Annotated in this window: 16 protein-coding genes; 9 read left to right on the forward strand and 7 right to left on the reverse strand. The window is 44.2% G+C overall.

The features are described from left to right. Positions 1-23 precede the first annotated feature (23 nt). From surA to Q8W40_RS12090, 5 genes are all read left to right on the forward strand, one after another. The gene (gene surA, locus Q8W40_RS12070; protein ID WP_305397363.1) at positions 24-1,334 is read left to right on the forward strand and encodes a peptidylprolyl isomerase SurA; all 1,311 of its coding nucleotides are present in this window, start codon (positions 24-26) and stop codon (positions 1,332-1,334) included. Next, positions 1,324-2,313, forward strand: coding sequence for a 4-hydroxythreonine-4-phosphate dehydrogenase PdxA (gene pdxA / locus Q8W40_RS12075; protein WP_370693382.1), 990 nt, complete (start codon positions 1,324-1,326; stop codon positions 2,311-2,313). Before surA ends, pdxA begins: the two co-directional genes overlap by 11 nt. Next, on the forward strand, positions 2,310-3,119 hold the full coding sequence (gene rsmA, locus Q8W40_RS12080) for a 16S rRNA (adenine(1518)-N(6)/adenine(1519)-N(6))-dimethyltransferase RsmA (protein ID WP_101113338.1): 810 nt from the start codon (positions 2,310-2,312) through the stop codon (positions 3,117-3,119). Before pdxA ends, rsmA begins: the two co-directional genes overlap by 4 nt. A gap of 94 nt (positions 3,120-3,213) precedes the next feature. Continuing rightward, the gene (gene apaG, locus Q8W40_RS12085) at positions 3,214-3,594 is read left to right on the forward strand and encodes a Co2+/Mg2+ efflux protein ApaG (RefSeq protein ID WP_101113339.1); all 381 of its coding nucleotides are present in this window, start codon (positions 3,214-3,216) and stop codon (positions 3,592-3,594) included. Between the two features lie 10 nt (positions 3,595-3,604). Then, positions 3,605-4,408 carry a symmetrical bis(5'-nucleosyl)-tetraphosphatase gene (locus tag Q8W40_RS12090; RefSeq protein ID WP_305397364.1) on the forward strand — a complete coding sequence of 268 codons (804 nt, stop codon included), beginning with the start codon at positions 3,605-3,607 and terminating at the stop codon, positions 4,406-4,408. A gap of 101 nt (positions 4,409-4,509) precedes the next feature. Here the strand turns inward: Q8W40_RS12090 and folA are convergent, their stop codons facing one another. The 6 genes from folA to rplU all read right to left on the reverse strand — a co-directional run bounded on the left by folA (position 4,510) and on the right by rplU (position 8,355). Next, positions 4,510-4,995 (reverse strand): type 3 dihydrofolate reductase, encoded by a 486-nt coding sequence (gene folA, locus Q8W40_RS12095; protein ID WP_305397365.1) that lies wholly within the window; start codon positions 4,993-4,995, stop codon positions 4,510-4,512. An 18-nt stretch (positions 4,996-5,013) separates the two neighbouring features. Then, positions 5,014-5,493, reverse strand: a complete 480-nt coding sequence (locus Q8W40_RS12100) for a threonine/serine exporter family protein (protein ID WP_126606368.1) — start codon at positions 5,491-5,493, stop codon at positions 5,014-5,016. Continuing rightward, positions 5,475-6,242: a threonine/serine ThrE exporter family protein gene (locus tag Q8W40_RS12105; protein ID WP_305397366.1), complete on the reverse strand. Its 768-nt coding sequence runs from the start codon at positions 6,240-6,242 to the stop codon at positions 5,475-5,477. The genes Q8W40_RS12100 and Q8W40_RS12105 overlap by 19 nt, the downstream gene beginning before the upstream one ends. 104 nt (positions 6,243-6,346) lie before the next feature. Next, positions 6,347-7,513: an Obg family GTPase CgtA gene (gene cgtA / locus Q8W40_RS12110; RefSeq protein WP_305397367.1), complete on the reverse strand. Its 1,167-nt coding sequence runs from the start codon at positions 7,511-7,513 to the stop codon at positions 6,347-6,349. A 250-nt stretch (positions 7,514-7,763) separates the two neighbouring features. After that, on the reverse strand, positions 7,764-8,021 hold the full coding sequence (gene rpmA, locus Q8W40_RS12115; protein ID WP_101113344.1) for a 50S ribosomal protein L27: 258 nt from the start codon (positions 8,019-8,021) through the stop codon (positions 7,764-7,766). A 22-nt stretch (positions 8,022-8,043) separates the two neighbouring features. Continuing rightward, entirely contained in the window at positions 8,044-8,355 is a 312-nt protein-coding gene (rplU, locus tag Q8W40_RS12120) for a 50S ribosomal protein L21 (protein ID WP_101113345.1), read from the reverse strand. A 267-nt stretch (positions 8,356-8,622) separates the two neighbouring features. Between rplU and ispB the strand changes: the two genes are divergently transcribed. Further along, on the forward strand, positions 8,623-9,594 hold the full coding sequence (gene ispB, locus Q8W40_RS12125; protein WP_305397368.1) for an octaprenyl diphosphate synthase: 972 nt from the start codon (positions 8,623-8,625) through the stop codon (positions 9,592-9,594). A 195-nt stretch (positions 9,595-9,789) separates the two neighbouring features. Here the strand turns inward: ispB and mdh are convergent, their stop codons facing one another. Further along, positions 9,790-10,725, reverse strand: a complete 936-nt coding sequence (gene mdh, locus Q8W40_RS12130; RefSeq protein WP_101113347.1) for a malate dehydrogenase — start codon at positions 10,723-10,725, stop codon at positions 9,790-9,792. Positions 10,726-11,122: 397 nt separating this feature from the next. On the opposite strand from mdh, the gene argR reads away from it, so the two are divergent. The 3 genes from argR (at position 11,123) to Q8W40_RS12145 (ending at position 15,720) form a co-directional block, all read left to right on the forward strand. Then, on the forward strand, positions 11,123-11,593 hold the full coding sequence (gene argR / locus Q8W40_RS12135) for a transcriptional regulator ArgR (protein ID WP_305397369.1): 471 nt from the start codon (positions 11,123-11,125) through the stop codon (positions 11,591-11,593). 316 nt (positions 11,594-11,909) lie between these two features. Then, positions 11,910-12,878: a TAXI family TRAP transporter solute-binding subunit gene (locus tag Q8W40_RS12140; protein ID WP_126606373.1), complete on the forward strand. Its 969-nt coding sequence runs from the start codon at positions 11,910-11,912 to the stop codon at positions 12,876-12,878. Between the two features lie 262 nt (positions 12,879-13,140). Then, the gene (locus Q8W40_RS12145; RefSeq protein ID WP_126606374.1) at positions 13,141-15,720 is read left to right on the forward strand and encodes a TRAP transporter permease; all 2,580 of its coding nucleotides are present in this window, start codon (positions 13,141-13,143) and stop codon (positions 15,718-15,720) included. Positions 15,721-15,743 lie beyond the last annotated feature (23 nt).

The following is a 15,743-nucleotide window of genomic DNA, read 5'->3' on the forward strand; positions in this document are numbered from 1 at the left end:
TCCTGATGTACATGGAAACATAAATGAAAATCTGGAATAAAACGCTACTAAGCCTCACTGTTTCTTTTAGTTCACTAGGAGCGCTTAGTTCATTTGAAGCTTTAGCCCAACCGGTAGAACTTGATAAAGTCGAAGTGATCGTTAACGAAGGTGTCATCTTAAAAAGTGACATTGACTCAGCAATGAAAACAATCCGCGCTAATGCACGCTCTGCCAATCAATCATTACCAGCAGAAGACATACTAAAAGAACAAGTTTTAGAAAAGCTGATTTTAGACACCATACAAACGCAGCAAGCGGAAAAATTGGGGGTCCGAATCGATGATAATCGCCTTGAAAGTGCAATTAAAGAAATCGCATCGAATCAAGGGAAAACCATTCCTCAATTACGTAAGGTATTGGCGAGTGAAGGTTTGAGCTACGCAGAATTTCGTGAACAAGTCCGAAACGAAATTGCGGCATCTGAAGCACGAAATGCCCAAGTACGTCGCCGAATTAATATCCTTCCTGCTGAAGTCGAAGGTTTGGCTGAAATTTTAGCCAAAGAGAGCAATGCGACCGTTCAATACAAAGTGAACCATATTCAACTGAGATTTAATGATTCTCAAACGAAGCAAGAAGTCGAAGATCAAGCAAGTTTACTCGTCTCAAAAATCAACGGCGGTGAAGATTTCAAAACCATGGCGTATACCTTTTCAAAAGGTCCTAAAGCTCTTCAAGGTGGTGATTGGGGATGGCTAAGAAAAGAAGAAATGCCAACCATCTTTGCAGATCAAATAACCACGCAAGGTAAAGGGGCAGTTATTGGTCCTTTCCGAAGTGGCGTAGGTTTTCACATTATTAAGCTTGAAGATGTAAAAGGTTTGGAAACCGTTGCCGTGACAGAAGTTAATGCTCGTCATATTCTAATAAAAACATCCGTCATATTGAGTGATGATGGCGCAAAGCGCGAGCTGAACGAGTTCAGACGACAGATTGAAGCTGGAGAAAGAACCTTTGGCGATCTTGCCCAGCAATACAGTGCTGACCCTGGTTCTGCTGTAAGCAATGGTGAGCTAGGGTTTCAAACGCCCGATCTCTACGTTCCAGAATTCAAGCATCAAATTGAATCACTTCCTGTCGGTCAATTGAGTCAGCCATTTGAAACGGTGCATGGCTGGCACATTGTTGAGGTATTGGAAAGACGCCAAGTGGATAGAACAGACTCCGCAATGACAAATAAAGCGTACCGAATTCTATTCAACCGGAAGTTCAATGAAGAAGTGGGCGCATGGATGCAGGAAATCCGTGCTGGTGCTTATGTCGAAATCCTGGGAGATGAAAATGACGGTTAGACGAATTGCTGTCACCGCTGGTGAACCTGCGGGCATTGGTCCAGATCTCGTGCTTGCGCTTTCCGCACACAATTGGGACCACCAAATCATTGTCGTCGCCGATAAAGAAATGCTAAACCAGCGTGCTGAGCAGCTCAATATTAATGTGGATCTCATTGATTACAACGCTAATAGCGTAGCAACTCCGCAAAAAAGCGGGACGCTCATCGTTGATCATTTGCCTACCGCTACAGAAGTTGTGGCTGGTGAACTTAACGAAACTAACGGTAGCTATGTACTCCAAACATTAGAAAGAGCCGCTCAAGGCTGTATGAATGATGAATTTGATGCTATTGTCACCGGCCCTGTACACAAGGGCGTCATTAATCGTTCCGGCGTCCCATTTAGCGGGCATACAGAGTTCTTTGCTGAAAAGTCGAATACGCCATTGGTTGTTATGATGCTGGCAACGGAAGGTCTTCGGGTTGCTTTGGTAACAACGCATATCCCTTTGGCTTATGTATCTCAAGCTGTCACTGAAGATCGTCTAGAACAAATCATTGAGATTTTGCACAAGGATCTGGTCGAAAAGTTCGCGATCAAGGAACCTAAAATTTACGTATGTGGGTTGAATCCACATGCTGGTGAAGATGGCTGTTTGGGTATGGAAGAAATTGAAACGATCACACCTACCCTTACCAAGATCCGCCAAGGAAAAGGGTACGACTTAGTTGGACCGCTTCCTGCTGACACAATCTTCAATCAAAAGTACTTGCAAGAAGCCGACGCTGTTCTTGGGATGTATCACGACCAAGTATTACCCGTATTAAAGTATAAAGGATTCGGTCGTTCTGTTAATATCACACTCGGTTTACCGTTCATTAGAACATCAGTAGATCATGGTACAGCACTTGATTTGGCAGGGACTGGTCAGGCGGATACAGGAAGTTTCCAAACAGCGCTCACGCACGCCATCGAATTAGTAGAGAAAAAACAATGAGAAACGATGTCCATTTAGGACACAAAGCGCGTAAACGTTTTGGTCAAAACTTTTTAAACGATCCCTATATCATTGATGGAATCGTTTCGTCGATCAACCCGAGACCCGGTCAAAACTTAGTTGAAATTGGTCCTGGGCTTGGTGCTATCACTGAACCTGTGGGCAAAGAAGTCGACAAATTTACGGTTATTGAGTTAGACCGCGATTTGGCAGAACGCCTGCGTAATCACCCAGAATTGGGCGATAAGCTGACAATTCATGAAGGCGATGCCATGCGTTTCGATTTTACGCAATTGGTTAAGCCGAATAACAAGCTGCGTATTTTTGGTAACCTGCCTTACAATATCTCTACACCGTTAATGTTCCACTTATTTGAGTTTCATAAAGACGTCCAAGACATGCACTTTATGCTGCAAAAAGAAGTGGTTAATCGCTTAGCCGCTGCTCCAGGTAGCAAAGCGTATGGTCGCCTAACTGTAATGGCTCAATACTATTGCAAAGTGGTCCCAGTACTGGAAGTTCCACCAACTGCATTTGTTCCGCCACCTAAAGTGGACTCTGCCGTTGTGCGTTTAGTACCTTACGAAGAAATCCCCTACCCTGCCACCAGTCTAAAGTGGCTAGATAGAGTGTGTCGCGAAGGCTTTAACCAACGCCGTAAAACCATTCGAAACTGTTATAAAGGCCTATTAACGGCAGAACAGTTAGAAAATCTGGGCATAAACCCGAGTATGCGCCCCGAAAATATCACATTAGAGCAGTTTGTCGACATGGCAAACTGGCTAGATTCTAACCACTCTAACTAGAATCTATACTTCGAAAGCTGATAAATGCCTTAAGTCTGTTATAGTTAAGTCATATACCGGATTTAAGGCTTTTTTGCATCCAAGGAGCGCTTATATGGAAGTATCCCATCCTTGTGTCAAATGTCAGGTACACACGAAATACGTGCCTGAACAATCCCAACCCGATCAAAATCGATACGTTTTTGCTTATATCATCACAATCAAAAACCTCAGCCAGCAGTCTGTGCAGCTAATGAGTAGAAAGTGGCTTATTACAGACGGTAACCAAAAGCAATTGGTGGTGGAAGGTGATGGTGTCGTCGGAGAGCAGCCCGTTATTGACGCTGGCGACGAATACACTTATACAAGTGGTACCGCCATTGAGACGCCAATAGGTGTCATGCAAGGCCACTACCTAATGCACGACCAATCGGGCGATGAGTTTAAAGCCGATATCGACCCATTCCGCCTCGCAGTACCCAATATCCTCAATTAAGGAAAATTCATTGGCAAATTACATTGTTGGTGACATCCAAGGGTGTTTTGAAGAGCTGAGCCTATTATTAGAATCAGCCCAATTTGACCGGAAAAAAGACATATTATGGTTTGCAGGTGATCTTGTGGCTCGAGGTCCTAGCTCGCTTGAAACACTCAGGTTTGCCAAAGAGCTAGGTAGAGCGACAAGAGTGGTTCTTGGGAATCATGACTTACATTTACTCGCGGTGTACCACGGTGTTAGCCCTCTTAAAAAGAAAGACAAGACAGCGCCAATTATTGAAGCTGATGATTGCGACGAGCTGATGGCATGGCTTCGTGAGCAACCGCTTATTGCTGAACACGATGAATTTGTCATGTGTCATGCAGGTATTTCCCCTCAATGGGACTTACAAACGGCGCGTAAAGAAGCTCGTAAAGTCGAATCTATTTTGCAAAGCGACAAATGGGTTTGGTTACTGGAAAATATGTATGATAACCAGCCAGATCAGTGGAGTCCGAAGCTCAAAGGCATTGATCGGTATCGATACGCGATTAACGCATTTACACGAATGCGTTTTGTGCACGCCGATGGAAGATTAGATATGGCATGTAAGCTTCCTCCATCTGACATTTCCGATGAAAGTTTAATGCCTTGGTTTGACCTTCCTAACAAGAAAGATGTCGGAAAAGCCATCCTATTTGGGCATTGGGCAGCTTTGGAAGGTGTAATTCAAGAAAAGGTGATCGGCTTAGATACCGGGTGTGTCTGGGGTGGTGAGCTGACGATGATCCGCTGGGAAGATAAAAAGTTGTTCACTCAAAAAGCGATATAGAGAACTCTATCCTTCTCAAGGAAGAAGCTTTGCTTCTTCCTTTTCCCAAAAAAGCAGAGCTCTAGTAGAAATCAACTGTCGGTGAGTTCTGTTTCAATAATTTAATTACTTCTTTCCAGAACAACAAACTCCAGGTTGTACGCATTTTTTTCATCTTTACTGAAGTATTCTTGATGCGTTTGCTTCCAACCTTCTCCCCAATCAGGAAACTGAGTGTCGCCATCTATATCGGCATCTATATGTGTGACATAAAGTGTGTCTGCAATAGGTAAACACTCTGCGTATATTGAGCCGCCACCGATGATCATCAGCTCTTCAACCCCTTCCACAAGTGACTTGGCTTGATCAATACTGGTGACTGTCTCTACACCGTCAATGGCTAAATTCGGATCGCGACTCACAACAATGTTTCGACGTCCAGGCAGAGGTCGCCCAATAGATTCGTAAGTTTTTCGCCCCATCACGACAGGTTTTCCCATCGTGCAACGCTTAAACCAAGCAAAATCTGCAGGTAAATGCCATGGCATATCATTGTCTTTACCAATTATGCGGTTACGAGCCATTGCGGCAATCATACTAATCTTCATTTGGGTCCTTTGAAGCAACTAAACAATGGGTTTTCGGCGGTAGAATAACAAACCCGGCATTGCTAAGCCAATGGCTAACCCAGCAATGATAAACATCGCTTTCAAGAAGTTTTCTACTAAGTCACCAAATAGCGCTTCGCTATACCCCAAGCTGTTCAATTCAACTAACGCAATCATGGCTTTAAAAGCGTAAACCCCAGGTACCATTGGAATTAAAGCGGCTACGGTGAATACTTTCGGGTGAGCCAAGAATCGATGTGACCATCGCACACCTATAAACCCAACGACCGTTGCTGCAAGAAATGAAGCCCACTCAATAGGAATTCCGAATTCCATCAATAAAAAGCGGCTACCATGCCCCAAAGCACCACCTATCGCACAAAACTTTAGCGCGTTGACCGGAACATTAAATACCAACGCAAAACCAACAGCGGGAATGGCGGCGAAGAACATATCGTTAATTAACGCTAAAATTAGACTCATCCTACCCACCCCCATACACCAACAGTGTTCATGGCTCCGATAATTCCCATAGCGGTTGCCAACGTCAACAAGCTTGCCATAACGAATCGGGCAATCCCCATATTGACATACCCTTTGAGCATGTCTGCGACAGCATTGATCAAGGGCACGCCCGGTACCAACATCAATACGGAAGACGCCATCGCAATAAATGGCTCGTTACCGATTTGAAACGTGACTGCTTGTGCGGAAATTAATGTGGTAACAAAAGCCGTGACCGAGAAATTGAGGAATGGATTAAAATGTCGATGACCTATTTCTTGTCTAACGATCATGCCAACAGAAGATGCCAAGAAAGTCATAGCGAAAACGCTCCAATCCCCTCCCGCAAGTCGGCTGAACGATGCACAAGATAAACCAATCATGAATACGACTAACCAGCGGTTGTAACGCTCTGGGCTAATTTCTGCAAGCTTACTTTTAGCCAGCTTGTAATCCAGTAATCCTTTTTCCATCAAGATGCAGATACGCTGGACTTGAGTAACCACTTTCATGTTAATCCCACGATCGGGGCTGCGTCTTGCTGTGGTGATACAGTTACCGGATTTTAACGTTGTGACCACCAATGAACTCGCAGATAGAGACACTTCCACTTCATCCATATGGCTTGCAAGCCCTATTCTTCGGGAGATATCGCCGACTAACGTGCTCTCTGCACCATGAGCCAATAGCATTTGTGCCGCTTGAGCGATAAGCCGAGTGACTTCTCGCTGATTGTTATCCATAACTATGCCTCTCAATTGAACGAGCCGAAAATTATACAATTGCTACACACATAAAAAATGCCGCAACCAAAGATTGCGGCATTTTTAAAATGAATAAGTATAGGTTAGTCTCGAACGTAGATAACGTGGCCGTCATCTTCTTCGTCGTCCCAGTCGTCATCATCATCTTCTGTGATAACGTTTTTACCACTCATTGCATCTTTGTGGTAATCGTCCCACATGAAGTCGACTTTATCTTCGATCTCTTCCACTTCTTCTTCTCGAGGAAGGTTTTCCATGAAGTCAGCTAGCTTATAACAAAGCTCTTTTGTACCTTGTTTATTAACAGCTGATACTTTGAAGTAAGGATCTTCCCAACCAAGTGCATCCAAGATCTCTTGGATTAACTCGTCAGCGTCTTCTTCAGGCATCAAGTCTGTTTTATTGAAGACTAACCAACGTGGCTTTTGCGCTACCTTTTCACTGTATTGCTCAAGCTCATCGATAATTGTTAATGCATTCTGAATCGGGTCACTTTGATCAACGGGCATAATGTCGATCATGTGAAGCAATACACGACAGCGCTCAAGGTGTTTAAGGAAACGGATCCCCAAACCAGCGCCATCTGCAGCCCCTTCAATCAAACCAGGAATATCCGCAACCACGAAGCTTTTTTCAGGAACCACACTAACAACGCCCAAGCTCGGAATAAGCGTGGTAAAAGGATAATCTGCTACTTTTGGTTTAGCGGCTGATACTGCTCGGATAAACGTAGATTTACCAGCATTTGGTAATCCTAGCATGCCAACATCAGCAAGTAAGAGTAGCTCTAGACGCAACTCACGAACTTCGCCTTTTGTACCCATGGTTTTCTGACGTGGAGCTCGGTTAACAGACGACTTAAAGCGCGTGTTACCTAATCCATGCCAGCCACCTTTTGCGACCATGATTTTTTTACCGTGCTCTGCTACTTCACCCACAACTTCATTCGTGTGGATATCGACCGCACGGGTACCAACAGGCACTTTCAAGATGATATCTTTACCGCGTTTACCAGTACAGTTACCACCGCGACCGTTTTCGCCACGATCAGCGTTGTAAAAGCGTTGGAATCGATAGTCGATAAGGGTGTTCAGGTTTTCATCCGCTTGGACATAAACATCACCGCCATCACCACCGTCACCTCCATCAGGACCACCCTTGGCGACAAATTTCTCACGCCAAAAGCTAACAACGCCATTACCGCCGTCGCCAGCATCTACTTTAATTACCGCTTCATCAACGAATTTCATTTTTTACTCCGCATTTTGTGCGTTGCAATACCACCTGAGTAAAGTGGTATAAATTCTAGCAGATCCAGATGTAAGATCGATCACCTGAGATCCAGGATCGGTCTGCATTCAGGAACAAAAAGAAAGACCATCTAAAAAAAGAATTCAATACTTATCATTTAGATAATGACGAGATCTTGCTTTTGGCTCTGTCATAAATAAAAAACCCCGCCGAATCGGCAGGGCTTTTGAATTCAGCTAGAAACTAAATTTATTCAGATTCAATGCTAACGAATTTACGGTTTTTAGGACCTTTAACTTCAAATTTCACTTTACCTTCAGTAAGAGCGAAAAGAGTGTGGTCTTTACCGATACCAACGTTAGTGCCAGCGTGGAACTTAGTACCACGTTGACGAACAATGATGTTACCTGCAAGAACAGATTCACCACCGAAACGCTTAACACCAAGACGTTTACTTTCTGAATCGCGGCCGTTACGAGTAGAACCGCCAGCTTTTTTGTGTGCCATTGTTAAACTCTCCTAATATCTATTAAGCGTTGATGCCAGTGATTTTCACTTCAGTGAACCACTGACGATGGCCTTGTTGCTTACGAGAGTGCTTACGACGACGGAACTTAACGATTTTAACTTTATCGCCACGACCGTGCTTAACCACTTCAGCAGTTACCTTGCCACCCTCTACAAGAGGAGCACCAACAGCGATTTCTTCGCCGTTAGCTACAAGAAGAACTTTGTCGAACTCAACAGTTGCGCCAGTTTCAACGTCTAATTTTTCTAAACGAAGAGTTTGACCTTCGCTTACACGGTGTTGTTTACCACCAGATTGGAAAACAGCGTACATATTTTACTCCGCTTTTTCCGCACAGCCTATGCTATGTGAGCAATTTGGGTGTGCGCTAAACTAATCATCAATAGGGCGCAGATTCTACAGAAAGGCTATCCCCATGACAAGCCATATTTTTAAAAAATTGGCGAAAAGCTAATCGCCAAAGAAAAGTGTGCCAATCATGCCGTTAGATAATGTATTTCGCAACGATTTTTAGTGTAATATTCAGCAATTAATAAAAATCATTAAGCCTTACAGGGTATAACCTCAGCCGGAAGAACAATGGATTTTAAAGCTATCCAAGCGCTCACAGCCGATGATATGGCAAAAGTGAACGAAACCATCCTTGCTCAACTTAACTCTGATGTGAGTTTAATTAACCAACTAGGATTTTATATTGTAAGTGGTGGCGGTAAACGCATACGTCCGCTACTTGCTGTATTGTCTGCTCGCGCGTTGGGCTATGAAGGTAATAGCCATACCACCGCTGCAGCCTTTATTGAATTCATTCACACCGCCACTTTATTGCACGACGACGTCGTTGATGAGTCAGATATGCGTCGTGGCAAGGCCACTGCCAATGCAGCGTTTGGAAATGCAGCCAGTGTGCTTGTGGGAGACTTCATTTATACACGCTCTTTTCAGATGATGACCAAGCTTGGATCCATGGAGATCCTCGAATTAATGAGTGATGCGGTCAACATTATTGCTGAAGGAGAAGTACAGCAATTAATGAATTGCAATGACCCAGATACAACTGAAGAAAGCTATATGCAGGTCATCTATTCAAAAACAGCACGTTTGTTTGAAGCTGCAACTCAAATTGGAGCGATTTTGACTGACGCTTCTCCAGAAGTCGAAAAGGCAATGCAGAACTATGGAAAATACTTAGGCACTGCATTCCAGCTCATTGACGACGTTATGGATTACACATCCGACGGCGAAGATATGGGTAAAAACGTCGGGGATGACCTTGCGGAAGGTAAACCAACCTTGCCTCTTTTATATGCCATGAAAAACGGTACTGACGCGCAGAGAGCTATGATTCGTGAAGCTATTGAAGAATCGAATGGCATGGAGCGCTTTGATGACATCATGCAAGCGATGCGTGATACGGCTTCTTTGGAATACACGTCGGCTCTTGCTCATAAAGAAGCAGACAAAGCCATTGCAGAGCTCAACGTACTACCAGAGTCAGAATATAAGCAAGCGCTCGTTACCTTGGCTCATATGGCGGTTAAGCGCAGTAAGTAGCTGAAGGTTTAACTATAAATAGAGGGAGTCATTTTCTTCCTCTACTTATCTACTTCTTCTATATATGTAGCCTCTCTATATGAGGCTAACTATGCTCTGCACCTCTAGCTTGTCGTTGATAAGCAAAAAAAGGGTTAACAAGATCAAAAAAACCGACCACACGGTCGGTTTTTTATTTTTCGATATTGGGAGAACTTACTTAGCGAAGTCCACACCGATGCTGATATCGCCTTTAAGCGTATCTAGCATGCCATCAAGTGCAGCTTGCTCGTAAGCGCTGATTTCGCCGTAGCTCAAGACTTCTTCTACGCCGTTCTTACCCAATTTAATTGGTTGTGCGAAGTATTCTGCGTGCTCACTGCCACCGTCAACATATGCGCACTCAACTACGCCTTCTTCACCTTGAAGCGCTTTCACAAGTGATAGACCAAATCGACATGCTGCTTGTCCCATAGACAAGGTTGCGCTACCGCCGCCAGCTTTCGCTTCAACAACTTCAGTACCTGCATTTTGAATGCGTTTTGTGAGAGCATCGATTTCTTCATCGGTAAACTCTACACCTTCAACTTGTGAAAGAAGAGGAAGAATAGTCACACCAGAGTGACCACCGATAACAGGTACACGAACATCGCCTGGATCTTTGTCTTTTAATTCAGCAACGAAAGTTTCAGAACGGATCACATCCAATGTGGTCACACCAAACAGTCTGCGCTTGTCATAAACGCCTGCTTTCTTAAGAACTTCAGCAGCGATTGGTACAGTAGTATTTACAGGGTTTGTAATGATACCAACACAGGCTGTAGGGCAAACTACGGCAATCTTTTCAGCTAGTGATTTAACAATACCAGCGTTGACGTTAAACAGATCGGCACGATCCATACCCGGCTTACGTGCAACACCTGCAGAAATCAGCACAACATCTGCACCTTCTAATGCTGGAGTCGGGTCTTCGCCTGCATAACCTTTAATTGAAACCGGAGTTGGGATGTGGCTCAAATCTGCCGCTACACCCGGAGTAACAGGTGCGATGTCGTAAAGAGCAAGATCAGATCCAGCTGGTAGACGGTTCTTTAGTAGAAGTGCGAGTGCTTGGCCAATGCCTCCTGCGGCACCAATTACGGCTACTTTCATGGTTATTCTCCTTGGGTAATTTAGCAATACTTCACGTTAAGGTATGAAACCTTTGTAAGTTGGTTTTTCTAACCTAAATTGTAGATAAGAAACTATAGTAACTACGTTCTTATTACAATTAATTAACGACATCTTTGCGACTTCGCGCAAATCGACCTTTTCGTGCTACAAAATGAAGCAAGAGAATGCTCTTAAAACCCAGAGCATACAACAAGTTTGATTAAAATATTTGTGGCATAAATCTCACCTAAAAGCACCGGGATTTAGAACTTTTCACCTAAGAGTAAAAGAATGAGTACAAGTGACTTTAGTAGCAGAAATTGGGCAGAAGTTGGTGAAGGTGCATTATCTATGCAAAAATAACAAAAATAGTTTTAACTATATGAAATTGAGAATCATGCGAAATACAGAAAAACAAGACAACCTTGTACGTGCTTTTAAAGCACTATTAAAAGAAGAACGCTTTGGTTCACAGGGGGAAATCGTCGATGCTCTGAGAGCTGAAGGTTTTGACAATATAAACCAGTCCAAAGTATCTCGAATGCTAACCAAGTTTGGCGCTGTTCGTACAAGAAACGCTAAAATGGAGATGGTGTACTGTCTTCCTGCAGAACTTGGAGTCCCTACCGTATCAAGTTCTCTACGAGAGCTAGTGTTGGACATAGACCACAACAACGCACTGGTTGTCATCCATACCGGTCCTGGAGCCGCACAGCTTATCGCTAGGTTGTTAGATTCCCTAGGAAAATCAGAAGGCATATTAGGTGTTGTCGCTGGTGATGACACTATCTTTATTACACCGACGCTCCCCGTTCCTACCAAGGAACTGTATGACTCCGTTTGTGATTTATTTGATTACCATGGCTAATTAACGCCAGTGCAAATGATAAATAGCTCATTTCACTACTATTGTGATCGATCGCACATTTAAGGTAATCTGCGACTAAACTAATCACAAACATCTAACCCCATGAAAAACAAAGACTTTATGGGGTTGGGCATTTCCCTTATTCCTTTTCAACTCTAGACTTATCATCTATAGAAATTAACATTCTTGTAATTTCCAACCAGATTTTTGCTATTATTCAGCCACTTTTTCATCTAATGGACTGAAAAAGATGCCGTTTCCAATAGGAAGCTATTCCACATTCGTGGCGAATAATGAAAATAAGGAAGGGAAATTCATGGCATTTAAACACCTTGTAAAAATCAGTGCGATTGCTGCAGCAGTAGCTGGCGCTGGTTCTGTTCATGCTCAAGAATTCATCACTATTGGCACAGGCTCTGTAACTGGCGTTTATTACCCAACTGGTGGTGCAATTTGTAAGCTTGTGAACAAGGGCCGCAAAGAACACAACATTCGTTGTTCAGTTGAATCTACTGGTGGTTCTATTTACAACGTAAATACCATCCGTGCTGGTGAACTGGACTTTGGCGTTGTTCAATCTGACTGGCAGTACCATGGCTACAACGGTACAAGCAAATTCTCAGAGCAAGGTCCGTACAAAAAACTACGTGCTATGTTCTCTTTGCACACTGAACCATTCAACATTATTGCTCGTGCAGACGCAGGTATCGATAACGTTGCAGACCTTAAAGGTAAGCGCGTAAACATCGGTAACCCTGGTTCTGGTGATCGCGCAACAATGGGTGTTGTTATGGATGCATTTGGCTGGACAAACGACAGCTTCAAGCTAGCATCTGAACTAAAAGGTTCTGAGCGTTCTCAGGCACTTTGTGATAACAAGATCGATGCGTTCATCTACATGGTTGGTCACCCAAATGGATCAATCAAAGAAGCCACAACCTCGTGTGATGCAAAACTAGTTTCTGCAACGGGTAGCAACATCGATGAAATCGTTGCTGGCAACCCTTACTACGCATACAGCAACGTACCTGCAGGTATGTACCGTGGTACAGAATCTGACGTTAAGAGTTTTGGTGTTGCTGCAACTATGGTAACGACATCAGACGTATCTGATGACGTAGCTTACAACGTAGCAAAAGCAGTATTCGAAAACTTCAATACGTTTAAGCGCTTGCACCCTGCATTCGCTAACCTGAAGAAAGAAGACATGGTTAAAGCAGGTCTTTCTATCCCTCTTCACCCAGGTGCTGCGAAGTACTACAGAGAAGTGGGTCTACTAAAATAAACTCAGTAGAAATACTTTGACAAAAAAGGAGGCGCTCACGCCTCCTTTTATTGGCATATCAAACAATCGTTATTCCTGTTTATGCCAACTTCAATTTGACAGACATACTGTTTCAAAACACAAGTCATTGTCTTCATCAGTCTCAATAGCTAGACTGATGAAACTTGTTAACATTTTGTTAAGAATTTTTCGTTACATTAATTGAACGACCTGCTGCTGGACTTGCAGCATATAACACCAAAATATAATAAGGATAACGTACATGACGCAGACAACAACACCGTCTCAAGATGTGCAAGATATGGTGGCACAAGCCGATACTGGAGCGCGAAGCCCTGCTGGAATTCCAGGTCGGATTTTATGGTTTGTCCCTCTTTGTTGGTCTCTTTTCCAACTGTGGTACGCATCACCCCTGCCATTTATTTTCAATTTTGGCGTTCTGAATGACACAGAAGCCCGAGCAATCCATTTAACGTTTGCAGTATTTCTAGCCTTTACTGCATACCCAGCTCTAAAAACATCGCCTCGCGATCATATCCCATTAGTGGATTGGGCGATGGCGTTAGCCGGCAGTTTTGCCGCCGCTTATATATACCTATTTTATACTGAGCTCGCAGGTCGTTCTGGCGCGCCAACCACATTTGATATCGTTGCTGCAGTAACGGGTATGGTTCTGCTACTAGAAGCAACTCGTCGAGCACTTGGTCCACCGCTAATGGTGGTTGCTGCAGTATTCCTAACATACACCTTCGCTGGCCCTTATATGCCAGATGTAATTGCACACAAGGGTGCGAGCCTGAATAAGGCGATGTCTCACTTATGGCTAACCACAGAAGGTGTGTTTGGTGTGGCTCTAGGGGTTTCAACCTCTTTCGTTTTCTTGTTCGTACTATTTGGTGCCATGCTTGAACGCGCTGGTGCAGGTGCATACTTCATCAAAGTTGCCTTTTCGCTGCTTGGACACATGCGTGGAGGGCCGGCAAAAGCCGCTGTTGTTGCATCTGGATTGTCCGGTCTTGTTTCTGGTTCCTCGATTGCCAACGTGGTAACAACGGGGACATTCACCATCCCGCTAATGAAGCGTGTCGGATTCCCAGGAACGAAAGCGGGTGCGGTAGAAGTTGCAGCTTCAACCAATGGTCAGCTAACACCGCCAATTATGGGTGCTGCGGCATTCTTGATGGTGGAATATGTGGGCATTTCCTACGTTGAGGTTATCAAAGCCGCACTGCTTCCTGCTCTTATTTCTTATATTGCTTTGATTTACATCGTTCACTTAGAAGCATGTAAAGCTGGTATGACAGGGCTTCCGCGCCGCCGTGTTCCAACACTCGTGCAGAGCCTATTATCTTTCACTGGTACCATCCTAGGTTTGTGTGTGATCAGTGCCTTGGTTTACTACGGCGTAGGTTGGACGAAAGATGTCTTCGGTGATGCAGCCACCCCGATCGTGACGGTTGCTCTGCTTATCGCTTACTTAGCGCTAATTCGTATTTCAGCGAAGCACTCTAAAGAAGGCGCTATATCCATCGATTCGGAATTAACTGAAGTACCTGAACCGGGTCCTACCATTAAGTCTGGTTTACACTTCTTATTGCCAATCGTTGTTTTGGTTTGGTGTTTAACCGTGGAACGTTTCTCTCCAGGTCTTTCTGCATTCTGGGCAACCGTATTCATGATTTTCATCTTGATTACTCAACGTCCACTCATGGCTATCCTGTCTAAATCAGGCAACGTTAATGAGCAAGTGAAAGAAGGGTTTGTAGACTTAGCTGAAGCGCTGGTTTCTGGTGCTCGAAACATGATTGGTATTGGTGTTGCGACTGCTGCTGCGGGTACGGTTGTGGGCGTTGTGACGCTGACAGGTATCGGCTTAGTGATGACCGACTTTGTTGAGTTCATCTCTGGCGGAAGTATCATCTTGATGTTGCTATTCACAGCCATCATCAGTTTGATTCTCGGTATGGGCTTACCTACAACAGCAAACTACATCGTCGTATCAACACTAATGGCACCGGTTATTGTTACCTTGGGCGCAGCTCACGGGTTAATCATTCCACTGATTGCGGTTCACCTATTTGTGTTCTACTTCGGCATACTTGCGGATGATACGCCTCCAGTTGGTCTCGCGGCTTTTGCCGCTGCGGCGATTGCAAAATCCGACCCAATTAAAACGGGTATTCAAGGTTTCACCTACGATATCCGAACCGCCATATTGCCGTTCATGTTCATCTTTAACACTCAGTTGCTGATGATGGGCATTGATTCATGGTGGCACCTATTCTTAACCGTTATCTCTTCGATCATTGCGATGCTGATATTCTCTGCCGCGACTCAAGGTTGGTGGTTTACGAGAAACAAATGGTGGGAAACGGTGCTTCTACTTGTACTGACGTTCTCTTTCTTCCGACCTGGATTTTGGTGGGACATGCTTTACCCAGCAAAAGACTATTATGAAGGTCACGAGATCACTCAAGTGGCTGAAGGTCTGAATGTTGGTCAAACGTTAGAACTGCGTGTTGGCGGCGAAGATATTGATGGTGATTACAGCGAAAAGACTGTTCGTTTACCATTTGAAGATTCAGCCGTAACCGGTGAAGAACGTGTGGCATCAATGGGGTTAATGCTCAATGAAGTTGAAGGTCGTATGATCGTTGATATGGTTGAGTTTGGTAGCCCAGCAGAGGCATCTGGCGTCGATTTCGATTGGGAAATCAAATCGGTTGTCTTGGAAGCAGATAGACCGATGAAAGAGTGGGTATTTGTTCCTGCTCTGATGATCTTGTTTGCTATGGCTTGGAACCAAAGGCGTCGAGCGAACAAAGACGCCATTCCAGCTTAACGTATTCTAAAATCGACAGCGTT

Origin of the sequence: Vibrio penaeicida (genome assembly GCF_030689305.1) — a bacterium.
GTDB lineage: Bacteria > Pseudomonadota > Gammaproteobacteria > Enterobacterales > Vibrionaceae > Vibrio > Vibrio penaeicida_B.